The 13,438-nt window shown below is 37.6% G+C and carries 11 protein-coding genes; 3 read left to right on the top strand and 8 right to left on the bottom strand.

Annotated elements, in window-relative coordinates; all coding sequences use genetic code 11:
• Window positions 1–43: 43 nt before the first annotated feature.
• The 6 genes from H5090_RS16410 to H5090_RS16435 form a co-directional block, all read right to left on the bottom strand.
• Window positions 44–583, bottom strand: coding sequence for a hypothetical protein (locus H5090_RS16410; protein WP_182696226.1), 540 nt, complete (start codon window positions 581–583; stop codon window positions 44–46).
• Between the two features lie 2 nt (window positions 584–585).
• On the bottom strand, window positions 586–771 hold the full coding sequence (locus H5090_RS16415) for an AlpA family transcriptional regulator (RefSeq protein ID WP_182696227.1): 186 nt from the start codon (window positions 769–771) through the stop codon (window positions 586–588).
• A gap of 77 nt (window positions 772–848) precedes the next feature.
• Window positions 849–1,721, bottom strand: a complete 873-nt coding sequence (locus tag H5090_RS16420; protein ID WP_182696228.1) for a hypothetical protein — start codon at window positions 1,719–1,721, stop codon at window positions 849–851.
• Entirely contained in the window at window positions 1,708–3,093 is a 1,386-nt protein-coding gene (locus tag H5090_RS16425; protein WP_182696229.1) for a tyrosine-type recombinase/integrase, read from the bottom strand. Before H5090_RS16425 ends, H5090_RS16420 begins: the two co-directional genes overlap by 14 nt.
• A 634-nt stretch (window positions 3,094–3,727) precedes the next feature.
• Entirely contained in the window at window positions 3,728–3,976 is a 249-nt protein-coding gene (locus H5090_RS16430; RefSeq protein ID WP_182696230.1) for a hypothetical protein, read from the bottom strand.
• Window positions 3,977–4,068: 92 nt separating this feature from the next.
• Window positions 4,069–5,706 carry a cyanophycinase gene (locus tag H5090_RS16435; protein ID WP_182696231.1) on the bottom strand — a complete coding sequence of 546 codons (1,638 nt, stop codon included), beginning with the start codon at window positions 5,704–5,706 and terminating at the stop codon, window positions 4,069–4,071.
• 262 nt (window positions 5,707–5,968) lie between these two features.
• Between H5090_RS16435 and H5090_RS16440 the strand changes: the two genes are divergently transcribed.
• The 3 genes from H5090_RS16440 to H5090_RS16450 all read left to right on the top strand — a co-directional run bounded on the left by H5090_RS16440 (window position 5,969) and on the right by H5090_RS16450 (window position 7,969).
• Window positions 5,969–6,556, top strand: coding sequence for a hypothetical protein (locus H5090_RS16440; protein WP_182696232.1), 588 nt, complete (start codon window positions 5,969–5,971; stop codon window positions 6,554–6,556).
• 98 nt (window positions 6,557–6,654) lie between these two features.
• Entirely contained in the window at window positions 6,655–7,569 is a 915-nt protein-coding gene (locus tag H5090_RS16445) for a zinc dependent phospholipase C family protein (protein WP_182696233.1), read from the top strand.
• A 1-nt stretch (window position 7,570) separates the two neighbouring features.
• Window positions 7,571–7,969, top strand: coding sequence for a hypothetical protein (locus H5090_RS16450; protein WP_002960664.1), 399 nt, complete (start codon window positions 7,571–7,573; stop codon window positions 7,967–7,969).
• A gap of 23 nt (window positions 7,970–7,992) precedes the next feature.
• Here the strand turns inward: H5090_RS16450 and H5090_RS16455 are convergent, their stop codons facing one another.
• Both H5090_RS16455 and H5090_RS16460 read right to left on the bottom strand, forming a co-directional pair.
• Window positions 7,993–10,263: an EAL domain-containing protein gene (locus H5090_RS16455; RefSeq protein WP_182696234.1), complete on the bottom strand. Its 2,271-nt coding sequence runs from the start codon at window positions 10,261–10,263 to the stop codon at window positions 7,993–7,995.
• A gap of 126 nt (window positions 10,264–10,389) precedes the next feature.
• A complete protein-coding gene (locus tag H5090_RS16460; protein WP_182696235.1) occupies window positions 10,390–13,239 on the bottom strand; it encodes a UvrD-helicase domain-containing protein in 2,850 nt (949 codons plus the stop codon).
• Window positions 13,240–13,438 lie beyond the last annotated feature (199 nt).

Here is a 13,438-nt window from a genome sequence, read left to right on the forward strand (position 1 = left end):
TCTATCGCAAACTTTGTTCGTTTGCAGCTTCTAAAAAGGCTCATTATTTTGACTCCTTTTTTGGCTGGTGGTTAGTCTGTAAACTTTTATCACCAGCATTTGAACTAGAAGCCGTTACAGTTGGCGCTGCAGTGGCTTTTTCATTTTGGTTTTTTGGATTGTAGTAATCATCATTTGCAGCATTGCTCACTAAATTAGCTAATTCTGACCTTGCACTAATTGATTCAATAAAGGCTTTTGATTCTCTGAGTCGACCTTGCTTAGCCAGTTTATGAGAGTCACGTTTGTATTCACTTTTCCTCTCAGCTCTCGCCTTCGCATCATCTAGTTTTGAACCCGATTTATGCCTTGGGTCTAAGCTACGCGCAAAAATAACGCCTTTATCATTTGTATGGTTAATGATATTCCAGCAATACGTATCCCCTCCCAAGCTTTGCAGCGGGCTACGTTGTCGACCACTAAAAATTTGAGTTAAATCACATTCGCAAACTTCGTCATTACTCAAAAGTAATAAAAGCAATTTGTAAGCTTGGCTGTTTAGTTTTGGGATATAACGTTGATCAAAATCATTGATGGCGAACATGATCACGCCTCCTTACTTTCAAGCCATGCGTCTAAATCTACTCGGCGATAAATACAACAGCGGCTAGTAATATGGATTTTTCGTGGGAAGGTAGGGTCATTTTCCCCTAGGCGATAAAGTGAAACCTTGCTAATTCCAAGGTATTCAGCTGCTTGTTGTAAACGTAGGTTTGAGTTGTTTAAAGACATTTCTATTTACCTCATGGTTGCTATGTCGAGATAAATAATATTTTTAAGTGGTGATCAAATCTCACAGGACTGATCACTTATTTCAATTTTATTTTCTTATTCCTCACAAACTTTTGAAAAGTACCTAAACTTAACTTGAAACCCTTATTTTTTAAATGCGTGTGTACACTTCGCTGATAAATTGTAGCCCCTTTATGAACATCAATATATTTATCAATATATTTTTGCATCAGAGGAATGTCATCGTCGTATTTGCTCCGCTTCTTATCACTCGATTTTTCTGTTTTTACCCTCCCTATGTGATGTAATCGCTCAAGCTTTTGAGTTTCTAGATTCCTTAAACAAATAGCTGCTCGCATTAAATGTACAGAAGCACCACTAAACCCATCATTTAGCGCCCATTTGTAGGCATATAGCATTTCAGTTAGCCCTTCAATCGCAGTATAAACTATTGGGTTTTGCGAAGACTTTCGCTCAAAATATTTTTTATAATCACTGATGTAATCACATTGTTCTAATGCGGCTTTTCGCTCATCTTTATTTAACTCGTAAAAAGGAACTCCATCGGAAACTCTTATTGGTGAGTCACAAACTCTGATATGGGAATAAACCGCCTCAGCCTTTAAGGTTGACTCAAATAAGACAGCTAACAGCAACCAATTAAAATAAAAGCTATCCACTAGATCGCTGTTAAACTTAACTATATCCATTACTTTTGAAAGCTCTGATAGCTGCTTCTCTGATAACTTACCACTACAATCAAGCTTGAGCTTATATCTACGTCTATTTATATACCCTGCTTCAGTATTATCTGAATTTTTACTGTTTGTTTGAACTGAATAGCCCGCGTACTTTTCAACTTTACCTAGTTGATTAAAGGGTCTTTGATTGAGTCTAATTAATTCACTTTCCAGTGATTCAACTTTTTTTAAATCTTCAAGACTGAGCATTTTGTTTTCCTTCACTAGAGTCGTACCAATCGTTATTAAGTATTTTAGCTATGTCATGCTCATCATGTCTTAGATAGTTAGCTGCAATCATTGAACCATCTTTATGCCCGACTAAACCCGCAATAGTTAATACAGGCACACCACGAGCCACCAGCTCAGATATAAAGTTATGGCGGAACGAATAAAAATCTAATCCCTCTAACACGCCACCAAGCGCTTTAACCTGCTTCCAGTGTCTTAGGTGGGCTTTACGCTCTAAAGTTTTGTTAGTGCGTTCTGATTTGAATATTAGGCCATGTTTAGCCTGTTCTTGTTGTGCTGCCCAGCTATCAAATACATGCTTTAACTCTCCAGTAACAGGAAATTTAATCTTTCGGCTGTTCTCTGCTTTTTTAGTTTTACTAGGTGTGAAAATAAGTGTGGTTTGGTTGTTAAATTGATTGAATACCAAGTTATCCCACCTCAAAGCGTATATGTCGGATGGGCGCATACCTGTTAATCGCGCTATATGGCAAAAGGGAATAAACCAGTGCGGGTAAGTGTGATTATCTAAATTTATTAAATGGCTTTTACCGTGGGCTATGCTTGAACGTCTTTTCTTTTTAAGGTTATCTGAGTAAAGCTGTAAGCCTGTGCTTATTTGCTGTTTAACTTCATCGCTGAATATGTCGCGCTGGTGGCTTAGCTTTTCGTTATGGGCTTCTAAGTCGTCTTGCTCTTTAATAGTGAGCGCTGGTAACGTAAAATTTTTAATAGGGTTAACTTTAAGAATTGGCTCACTCACTCCCCTTAAAGGCTGGGCAGCATAATTAAGCATGGCTTTAAATGCGCCATAATCCCTTACGAGTGTTGAACGCATAATGCCTTTGCTTCTGCGCTTGTTGTACCACTGTAAAATATCAGCACTATTTAGTTTATCCATATCGCGCTCAAACAAGTGCGAAAAATTATGCTTAATACCTTTTAGTGTACCTGCGCCATAGCGGTAGTTATCTATTTTATGAGGCGTATAAATAGATTCAAAAAACTCACCCACTTTTAAATATACATTGGCTGCTTTTAACTGCTCTTCTTCTCGCTGTATTTGTGCAAGCTCTTCTTTGTATGAGAGTGGATCAATGCCCTCTCTTAGTTTAGCTTTCCATGAAATAGCTTCTTCTGCTGCTTGATTAGGCTTAGTGCTGGTGTCTGCAATTGTGGCTGTTCTGCGCTTGCCTAATAAATCTGTATAGCGCAATCGCCATGCGCTACCTTGAGCAAGCTTTAGATAGAAAAAGCCTGATATTTTATCGCACCCTAGCTGCTGCCGTGGAGTAGCCGTTTTTTTGAATGCTGATAATTTAGCTTGAGTAATAGAAGTTAAATCTGCCATTTTAAAACCGAGCGTGTAGCCAATGTGTAGCCAATGTGTAGCCAGTATAACTTAATTTACAGAAATTTGCTGAAACCTAGTGATAACTAAAAACAAGGCTATACAACGGCTTATGATTTTTAGGCTTTATAAAACAAGAGGCTTAGCCGTCATGGGGTGGCAGGGGTCGAGAGTTCGAATCTCTCCATACCGACCATTAATACCAATCCGCAATAATACTTAATCATTTTGCGGGGCTAAACGTGTCGCTACCTGTGTTAAAAAATTCTCATTTAGAACAACTAAATAGCGAATTTTTTGCCTAGCTATCAACACGTTTTTCCATCCTAAAAATAGATCACTTAATTAAGCGAATTGGTATAAACTCCTTCTATATCAATAAGTTAAGCTTCTCTTCAAAATATAGCCAAAATCCATCTGTTTTGATTCTACAATTTATCCGTGGCACTATCTTATTTATCTAAGCGCACTTAATAAAACTGAGTTTAGCTGGCTAGTTTTGTGGTTTTTGAGGGGGTTATATTTAAATGTTATTACCTTGAAGTGGCCTTTGTGGGATCTATATAAAGCCATTTAATTTCAATTTATTGAAATTAAAATAAAAAAGCGCTCTAAGCGCTTTTTTATTAAAGTACTAGTGCTTGCGCCCTACACCATTACGTACCATGTCTTGCCCTGTTTGGAATACATCTTCTGTAATACCGCGCGCTAAAAGTAATTTTTGATTATCGTCAAACACGGCTACAAAACGACTACCATCACTATTGTTTGTTGCCATACCAACGCCCGAAACACCCTTAAGGCCAAGACCGCCGTTTTCTATATTTAATAAAAAGCTTTCTAATTCGGCTAGACTAGAAATTACATCATTTTCTTTATTCATTTTAACACTCTTTTAGTAAGGCTTTTAAATCATTATGGTGGCTATTTTATATAGAAGAGCCAAAAACTTAAACCCTTGGCTCAGGTTAGTCACTAAATCGACTTTATAGCTAACTCTAAATTGCTTAGCGCACAACCAAACTCTTTTGCATTGATGCGATGATACTGCGTGTCACTCGTTGCTGTAAGGCTAATTATAAACTCGTCTTGTTGGGCTACCGCACTTTGCTCTTGGCTTAGGCACATCGCTTGAGTAAGTGAACGCAGTTTTGAATTTGTTAAAATTGAGCCAAAACGCTGCACTGGCAGTGGAGGTATTTTTATAGCGGGTAACGCTTCATCTATTGTGCGTGCGCTTAAGGTAAACGTGTTATTGGTAATTTCAATTACACTGCTTGTAGGCCAGTACGAGTAGCTATAGCTCTTACTCTCAGGTTGGGCTTTTCCTTGGTTAGCCAAATGCACTACACCACTTTTGCCTATTACGGTTATTAAACTACCTTCTGGCGATTTAATAACAACCAAAGCCGTATTTTCATCAATACCAAAACCATGTTGAATTTCTGTTTTAGTACTTTTTACTTCGTTTTTATTTAGCGCTGCTGTGAGCTTAAATGTACGGTTTTGTTCGCTAAATTGAGTATCTAGTACACCAAAGTTAAAACTGCCCAGCCCACCAGCATTAGTGTTATTTTCACTTTTACGAAGTGCCTCAAGGCTTGTCGTATTTGTAAGCATGCCCGTCACTTTACTTTGGATTACAGCACCGGCTCCTTCACCTACAATTACTGGGCGAGTTTGCAATGCTTGCGTCCACGGGTATGGGTTATTGTTTTGATCAAATAATACCTTATGAGTTAATGCTGCATTACCGCTATTAAACATCACACCGGTACTATTTTTAATAAGTGATACAAGTGCATTAGTGCCATTTTTACATAAAGCGTATTCGGCCTTTGTGCGATCGGGATAAATCACTTCACGGTTATACACATTCATTAATGTATTTCTAAGCGCTGGTAATTCATCGCACGAGTTACTCGTAATCGCTTTAGCAAGCGCTGGCGTTAGTGCTAACCATTGAGTGTTTATATTTGATTGTGCCAAAAGACTTTGCGCTACATCTGCCGACTCATAAGGGTCGCGGCTCGAAGCCGTAATAGCAAGCATGGTTGGTTTTGCGTTATTAACTTTTAAACTGCCCGACACAAATTGTAAAATATTATTAGTCGCAACCTCATTATTAAAATCGGTATTTACTTGCTCTTTTAAACGCTCACCGTTTTTATTAAGTAGCGGTACTTCTAGCATATCAAATACAAAGTTGTACTCTTGCTGAGTTAGACTTTCTAATTGCTGATTATTTTTATCGCGCCACTGCCAGAGTAAATCTGTTTTTGATACGCTATTTGACGATTTACTTTGTATGGTTTTAAGTGTTTTTAATACAGCCGTTTTTGCCTCAACATTATTATTAGGCCAATGCTGCGCGATGTTTTTTATTTGAGAGCTGCTAAGTGTATATAAATTATGTGACTTACCATCAATAACAGCCTCTTTTTGGCAATTATTAAGCTTGGCGCTAGTACAGGTAGTAAGCTCTGACCCCACTAAAATTAAAGTTTGGCTTTGCTCTTGAGCTACTGCATTTATTGAAAAACCGGCACCGAACAATGCCACTACCATACCCAGTAACTTCGGCTGTTGATCACGTAAAAATGCACATATCATAATGTAAACTCTAATATAAATAATAAAACTAATGTGCTGTAGTTTAACAGCTAGCCACTTGCGCCTAAATATATTTTTATAAATGTTAAATAATTCAAGTCTCTGAAAAACGTTCGGGTTAAGCACTGCATTTAAATACATTGTTTAGTTTGCCCCTCTGTCTTTGTAAATATTATCTAAACAAATTTAAACGGAGCATTTATTGACCAATTTCATTGTTTAAATTACGGTGGTGAATTATTTTATGTAACTGGGATGAAATATGGACTTTTCTAATGAAGAGATAAATTTTTTTGCTGAGTTATTTAAGCCCAATACAAAGTCACATGCTCACAACAGTCACGTTTTAACGTTACAAAGTTCAGTACCAGCCAATATTGCTCACTTACTTAGTAGCGCTAATTTAACCCTGCTCGCAGAGGTTGCACACTATCAGTTATGGTTTCCGTTGGACTTGAAAATTGATAGCGCCGGTATAATCAAACCGATTTTAACCGCCCCCGAAGTAATAGACACACAAGGCACGCTGCGCAGTTGGCGCTGGAGTGAGCTAAATATTAAAAGCCAAGGGTTTAAAATTGAATCAATATCAAACACGGGGATGTTTTTAAAACCCCTCAGAAAAGGTAACCATTTAAATAAATCGCAGCACATGGAATTTCTTTTACCTAACAAACAAAGTATTTCGATGGAAATAGAACCCGTAAGGCAAAGCACGCAAGGTATAGCCGCTAAAATAACGCAAATTCATAGCGGTCAAGAGCAACTAAGAGCTTACCTATTTGAAGAACATAAGCGTCAACATGCTAAATTATACGAGAATGGCCAATTAGTTGAGCAGCTAATTTAATAGGTGTTTACCCCGCTATACTTGCATTTAGTTGGCTTTATTTAACCCCCTCTCAATGTTAATCTGTACCCTTATTAATAAATCATAAGGATATGACAATGCCAGGTGCTTTTGCGCACATCACTGCTGTTAATATTGCAACGCAAACCAAGTCACTCGCTAAAATGGATATGCCTAAAAAAGCAAAGCTTATTTTAAGCCAACGCCAAGCATACCTTGAACTAGGCTGTGTAGCCCCCGATTATCCTTACTTAGCTGTAGCGCAGCCTAGCCAAAATGCGTGGGCCGACCTAATGCACTATGAGCACACAGGCGATTTACTTAAAGCAATGATTGAATACTGTAAAACACTTGAAGGTGAAGCATTTGAAAAGTGTTTTTCCTGGTTATGCGGTTATATGGCCCATGTTGCTGCAGATATAACAGTGCATCCGGTTGTTGAATTAAAAGTAGGCCCTTACGCGCAAAACCAAACGGCGCACCGTACCTGCGAAATGAATCAAGACGCGTTTATTTGGCAACGTTTAAACTTAGGTGAGTTAGGTTATGCTGACCGCGTGCAACAAAATATTGGATCTTGTACTAACAAAGACGATAATTTTGATACCGATATTGCAAAAATTTGGCGACATGCTTTATTAACGGTTCACCCAAGCTACGCAGCACAACACGCTCCTAACTTTAATTCATGGCATAACGGTTTTCAGCTTGTAGTAAATAATGTTGAAGAAAGCTATCGATTATTTGCCTGTGCACGCCATGTTGCTGCTAATTTAGGCTTGTTTTATCCTCGCCCAAACGAAGTAGACCCCACTTTTATTGAACATCTAAAAACGCCGCACGAGCCTATGCATTACAACGATATTTTTGACTTTGCCGTTAGTAACATTCAGCACTACATAACCATTATTGCCAATGCCGTATTTTTAGATACTGATTACAGTGCAATTAAAAATTGGAACCTAGATACAGGCTACGATGAACACAACACGATGACGGTATGGAGCCAATAAAATGAAACACTTACTTTATATAAGCCTCATAGTATTACTTAGCGGTTGCTACACTCCTAAAAAAAACAATCCAGAAGTGATGGCCGACTTAGCCTCACAATTAAAAGATATTGCTACAGCCGTTGATGGCACACTAAAATTTAGTGAAACATCCTATTCAACAACTGATGAGTTATTAAAAGCCGCTGTTAATAACGATTTAAGCAAACTTGCACCTTTTGGGGAATACACGCTTATTGTAAACGTACAAGATGATAACGCAGTGCTACTTTTATGTGATGCCAATACGGCTTTAATTGAAGATGCAGGCTGTACTGCTCAATCAGATATACAGCATTGGGGAGCAGGAGTTATTCATCAGTGCGAAATAACTATAAACGCCCAACAGCTCTGTAACTAGGTAATAAAATACCTGCTATACATTTAAAGTTGAGCCGTCACCTCTTTGGGGTTAAACACTAAGCCATGGCGGCTAACATGCTCTGCAAAATTTTCGGCTGACATTGGTTTCGCAAAGTAAAAGCCCTGAAATTCTTTACACCCCATTTGCGCCATTATTGCTACTTGCTCTTGGGTTTCTACTCCTTCGGCTACACACTTAATATCAAGCTCTTCACACATAACGTGCACCGCTTTAACTAAACTTTTTTGACGCGTAGAGCTTGTTACTTGGCTAATTAATGAGCGATCTAACTTGAGCTTGTTAATAGGGTAATCGGCAAGGCGTGCAATATTAGAATACCCCACTCCAAAATCATCAACCGAAATAGTAAAACCCCACGATTGCAGTGTTTGCATAAGCTTTAGCGAATGCGCTTGGTTTGCCTCAAGAGAGGTTTCAGTCAGTTCTAACTCTATTTGAGGTGGCTTTACGTTGAAGTCGGCAAGGTATTTAACCAGTTTTGACATAAAATCGGTTTGGCTAAAATCAATTAGAGATATATTTATTGCCACCGGCACACTCGGTAAACCCGCCTTAGTCCAATTGGAAATTTGAGCGCAGACTTTTTGAATAATCAGATCGGTTAACCTACTGACCATTCTGTATTCTTCGGCAATAGGAATAAATACCACTGGCGACACATTACCTAGTATAGGACTGTTCCAACGCGCTAAAGCTTCAAGCCCTATACATTTACCCGTTGCATCTACTTTAGGTTGATAGTGTACCGACAAATCGCCCTGCTGAAGCGCTTCATCTAATAACATCGAAATTTCGTATTTTTCGATAAAAGCTTGTGATTGTTTTTCGTTATAACCACTTAGAGGCATATTACAGTTTGCAACTTTAAGTGCTTCGCACGCATTGCTAAGTACTGTTGTGCTGTTTTTTCCGTGATCAGGATACTTTGCAAAACCAAATAAAAATGATTGCTGACACTTAGTGCCAAACACATTATAAGTTTTATCTAATGTATTTTTTATTTGCATTAATAGCTTATCTTCAAGCTCGTTTTGCGAGTTTGCGCCAATTATAAAAGCAAGCTTTCCTACTCCTATATGGGCACACAACAACGGCCCATCTGCCATCGCCTTTAAACGCTTGTACGCGTTAATAAGTAATGCTTGAGAGTCGGCTTTAGTGAGCTTTAAATTTAAGTATTCACTATTTGCACTTTGGGTAACAACGATAAAAAAACCTTTTTGGTATTTGCTTGTTAATCTGTCGCATTGCAGCTCAAACCATTCTCTATTAGGTAGTTTTGTTTGCGAGTCTCTAAAGCGTAAACGTTTATTTTCTTGTTCCATCATCGATAAATTTTGTTTAATGAGCTGTTCTTGCGTGCAATCGTAAAAGTCGTATACACGGTAGTTAGTACTCATTGTTATTTGTTGGTAGCAGGCTTTAAAATAGCTTTTTTTGTACTTCACAATTTTATTTTGAGCATTAGGGGCGTCAAAAACTAAAGTAGGAAATAAATGAGAAAGGTTAACGCATTCTTCTTTTAATTCTTTTTTTATACCAAACATATCAATAGCGTGTTGATTAAAATCAGTAATGACAAGATTTTCGTCAACAATAATTTTGGCTTTATTTGATTCGGTGAACAGGCTTCGATAAAGCTCATTTTTATCTTTAAGGTGTGTATTAGCGCTTATCATTGTTTTGTTTAAACGCTTAGCAGCCACAATTGTGCGTGCCACAGCAAGGGGAATACAAATGTTAAAAAATAAGAATATTAGCCCTGTAATGTATAAGCTGGCATCGGGAAGTTGCTGAGCAATGCCAGTTAAGCCCGATACATCAACGTTATTGATGATCATATAAAACGGTACAATATTTAATACGCCATAAGCAAGGGCTGTTCTATAACCAAGTAGCATAAGTGCGATTATTGGGCAGGAATACATATACATAGAGCCCACTTTAGCAAGCTCTAGGTCTGTTAAAAATAAGTTCATTGACACGCTAGCAGCTACAATGGCTATTAAAAGTACATGCGCGCTGAAGTGATAAAAACGCTTACTTGCTATAAGCAAACCGCATACAGTCGCAAAAAAACTGCTTGTTAATACAACAATATAAATTAAGTTAAACTCAATAGCGCTTGCGTACGTGTGGCACACCACAGCAAAACATAACACCATTACTAATGATAGAATAATGCGCAGTGCACTTACTCGCCAATTAGCAACCTGATCAGGGGCTGAATAGTGATCGTTTAATAAAAAGAACCTATTGAAAAAATGCATAATAAACAACAGTTAAAGCTCATTCTTCTATTAGACATTGATAACTTGTTAAAATCAATCAAATGAATATAATTTCTATTTACATTGTTCTATAAAATAGACAGGTGTAAACCTGCTCGTTAGCCGTTAAACATTCATTTTTCGAGTGTTTTTACAGTTATCCTCTTTAAGTGCGAAACCACTGCACCCTAAAAATTCACCGTGCTTAGATTTACGTTTACGCATTTCGCGACCACACTTTTCACAAATTGGATGCTGCGTTTTACACTCTGTATTCACACATTGTGAATACGTGCTTTTATCAACTGATGGGCTACTACAGCTTTTACACACTCGTAGTTTAGTTTCGCAAATCTGCGTATTAGTACAGCTATAATAATCACCATACTGACCCGTTTTTGGCACAATTAATCCGTCGCTGCACGTATTACACTCTCTTTGCTTTAGTTGCGACTTGTTAAACAACGTGGAGCCGATTTGAATAGGATAATCGTCATTTACTAGTTCTTTTACAAACGCTGAGCATGCATAAGGGTCTGCAATTAAATACGCTTTATGTTTTGCGCGCGTAATACCTACATAAAGCAAACGCCTTTCTTCTGAGTGAGTGAATTCATCTTGCACTGGTAATAACGACTCCACCAGGACGTTATTTTGATTATCGCTAGGAAACCCTAATTTACCTTGTTCAAAACCAATAATAATACAGTAATCGGCTTCAAGCCCCTTAGCGCTATGCAATGTCCAAAAATAAAGAGGGTTTGTATGCTTTTTATCTTTTAAATGCTGCTGCACGCTATTTAACATGTATCGGTATCGACTAAGTATGGCAATGCTCGCTGATGCATCGTTTTTTTGAATAGTGCTTATGCTCTGCTGTACTTTTATTTCTATCGATTTAGTGCCTTGGTATAAATCGTCTAACAAAATAACTTGTGGTGTGGTTACTTGCGTATGTGTGCTGATCTGCTTTTTATATTGCTCAGGGTTTTGCATTACAAAGCGCCCCGCTACATCACTAATACTATTGTTATATCTAAATGTTTTTTGCAACATAGTAAGTGAGTGGCTGCCCACTAATTCATTAAAGCGTGTAGTAAGCGCTAAATTACCACCCGAGAACCGATAAATTGCTTGCCAGTCATCACCTACCGCAGTAAAGCGTATTCCTTTGCCATATTTTAATATGGCATTTAAAAAAACCATACGCGCACTTGATATATCTTGAAACTCATCAACTAAAATGTGGCTCCATGGAATATTAAAATCTCCGCTTACTATCGCCTTTGTTGCTTGAATAATCATGTCGTCAAAATCAATGGCATTTTGCGTGCTTAGTTCATTTATATAAGCGTCATGAATTTGCACTAACAAGTTTGCATATTGTTGATAGTTTTTAATACCACTTTGCTTGATGCGCTGCGCTATTTGCTTATTACTTAGTTGCTCCACTCGAATAGCTTGTAAGCATTTTATGTACTTATCAATGCCTTGCTGTAACTGTCCTGAGTTATTTAAAGTATGAAATATTTCGTCGTTACTTAAAGGTGTTAATTCAACATTATGCTGCTTTAATTGTTTAGCGAGAGTTTGCTCTAGCTTTCCTTCTACCCAGTTGTAATGAAAGGTTTCGAGTAAAGTGGTGCCATTTTGTTTATGTAACTTACGCTTAAATGCAATTTGCTCGTTATAGTGTTTTTTATCTATATCGGCACGAGTATTCCCTTGCCTATCAATGCCAAAGTGCTCTAAGTAAATATCGTATTGAGGTATATAAAAGTCTGGTTGGTATTGCCCACTTAGCTCTGCGCCTTGATTAAAGTGATAATTCACCTCATAACTGTGCGCCACGCAATTCAAATGTAGCCAGTTTGAAATAAGCACTTCCTGATAACTTTTTACTTTATGACCCGCAAGGCTACGGTATTCGTTATCGCGTACGTACCGCTCGTACTGTGCATTATCTTTAAAGCTAAATATATCAATCGGCTCATGGAGTAAATCTACAAATGCTTTTAAAAACTGTGGCTCGGTTTGTATTTTTTTACTTACCCACCCAGTTAACCAACTATTTAATTGAACTGGGTCGGTTGCAAATTTTGACAATTCGATTGGCTTTTTAGCACTTTGTAATAATTTAAGCCCAAGCGCATGAAACGTTAAAATAGTGGGTGCTTTGGTATGCAATTTTGCATACGTGGCGCGTTTAATAAAGCGCTCTTTAAGCTCATTTGCTGCTGTTTTATTATAGGCCAGCACCAAAATTTGCTCAGGCTTGGCAATATCACACGCTATTAGATCTAACGATTTTGCGACCATCACAGATGTTTTACCTGTGCCTGCTGCCGCTAATACTAGGTTTTTATCGTTATCGCGTATAACCGCTAAGCGCTGCTCTGTTGTTAATGGATTTGACTCTACTTGATTAAAAAAGTCATTTTTAAGAGTTAGCTGTTTTTTTTCATATTTATGGCGCAGCTGTGCGATTGCATCGTGAGTATTGGGTGTGGAGCTCAGTATATTTAAAAATTTAATACTGCTTGGCGATAAGTGTTGTTGCCATGTATTTGTACTTTGAGCGTATTGTTTAGCAAGTAAAAATACTTCGTTATTAAGTATTTTCATGGAACTATCACGTAAAAACTCATCTAAAGCATAACGCTTTAGCAAAGCCTTGGCGTTATTTACTTTTTGCTCAAGCATGGCTGAAAATTGCGTATTAAGGGCGGTATTTAAAGACTTAGCTTGTGCTTTGTTTAAAAAGCTAATTGATGTATTGCTACTATCGCACAAATTAATTTTGGCGCTAAATAAACGATTTTTAAGTATTGAGTAATTATCAAAGTCTTTAATTAAAAATGTCCGTGCGGGAGCACTTCTAAAATGAACAACAAGCTCTTCTTGCTCAATAGTTACGTGTTTAATACGGGTAAAAAAACGGCCTAGCCAACTTGGGGTAGCAATATACTGCGCCATAATACTCAATATGAAGATATGCTTTACCTGATTGTAACATACTCTTTTATAATACATTTAGCGCTAATTCGATGCTTACTTAGCAAACAATTTAATTAGTAAGTTAGTTTTTAAAACTTAGCGTTTAATAATTTATTTACAACCGTTAACAAATTTAAACATTTACAGATAGCGTGTTGTGTAACAATGCACACATACA

This window comes from Pseudoalteromonas sp. SR43-5 (genome assembly GCF_014163835.1).
Lineage (GTDB): Bacteria > Pseudomonadota > Gammaproteobacteria > Enterobacterales > Alteromonadaceae > Pseudoalteromonas > Pseudoalteromonas distincta.

What these genes read in the sequence shown, in the direction of transcription:
- H5090_RS16455 (WP_182696234.1), bottom strand. Translation starts at nt 10,263, where the DNA reads ATGCATTTTTTCAATAGGTTCTTTTTATTAAACGATCACTATTCAGCC.
- H5090_RS16460 (WP_182696235.1), bottom strand. Translation starts at nt 13,239, where the DNA reads ATGGCGCAGTATATTGCTACCCCAAGTTGGCTAGGCCGTTTTTTTACC.
- H5090_RS16440 (WP_182696232.1), top strand. Translation starts at nt 5,969, where the DNA reads ATGGACTTTTCTAATGAAGAGATAAATTTTTTTGCTGAGTTATTTAAG.
- H5090_RS16430 (WP_182696230.1), bottom strand. Translation starts at nt 3,976, where the DNA reads ATGAATAAAGAAAATGATGTAATTTCTAGTCTAGCCGAATTAGAAAGC.
- H5090_RS16425 (WP_182696229.1), bottom strand. Translation starts at nt 3,093, where the DNA reads ATGGCAGATTTAACTTCTATTACTCAAGCTAAATTATCAGCATTCAAA.
- H5090_RS16435 (WP_182696231.1), bottom strand. Translation starts at nt 5,706, where the DNA reads ATGATATGTGCATTTTTACGTGATCAACAGCCGAAGTTACTGGGTATG.
- H5090_RS16420 (WP_182696228.1), bottom strand. Translation starts at nt 1,721, where the DNA reads ATGCTCAGTCTTGAAGATTTAAAAAAAGTTGAATCACTGGAAAGTGAA.
- H5090_RS16450 (WP_002960664.1), top strand. Translation starts at nt 7,571, where the DNA reads ATGAAACACTTACTTTATATAAGCCTCATAGTATTACTTAGCGGTTGC.
- H5090_RS16445 (WP_182696233.1), top strand. Translation starts at nt 6,655, where the DNA reads ATGCCAGGTGCTTTTGCGCACATCACTGCTGTTAATATTGCAACGCAA.
- H5090_RS16410 (WP_182696226.1), bottom strand. Translation starts at nt 583, where the DNA reads ATGTTCGCCATCAATGATTTTGATCAACGTTATATCCCAAAACTAAAC.
- H5090_RS16415 (WP_182696227.1), bottom strand. Translation starts at nt 771, where the DNA reads ATGTCTTTAAACAACTCAAACCTACGTTTACAACAAGCAGCTGAATAC.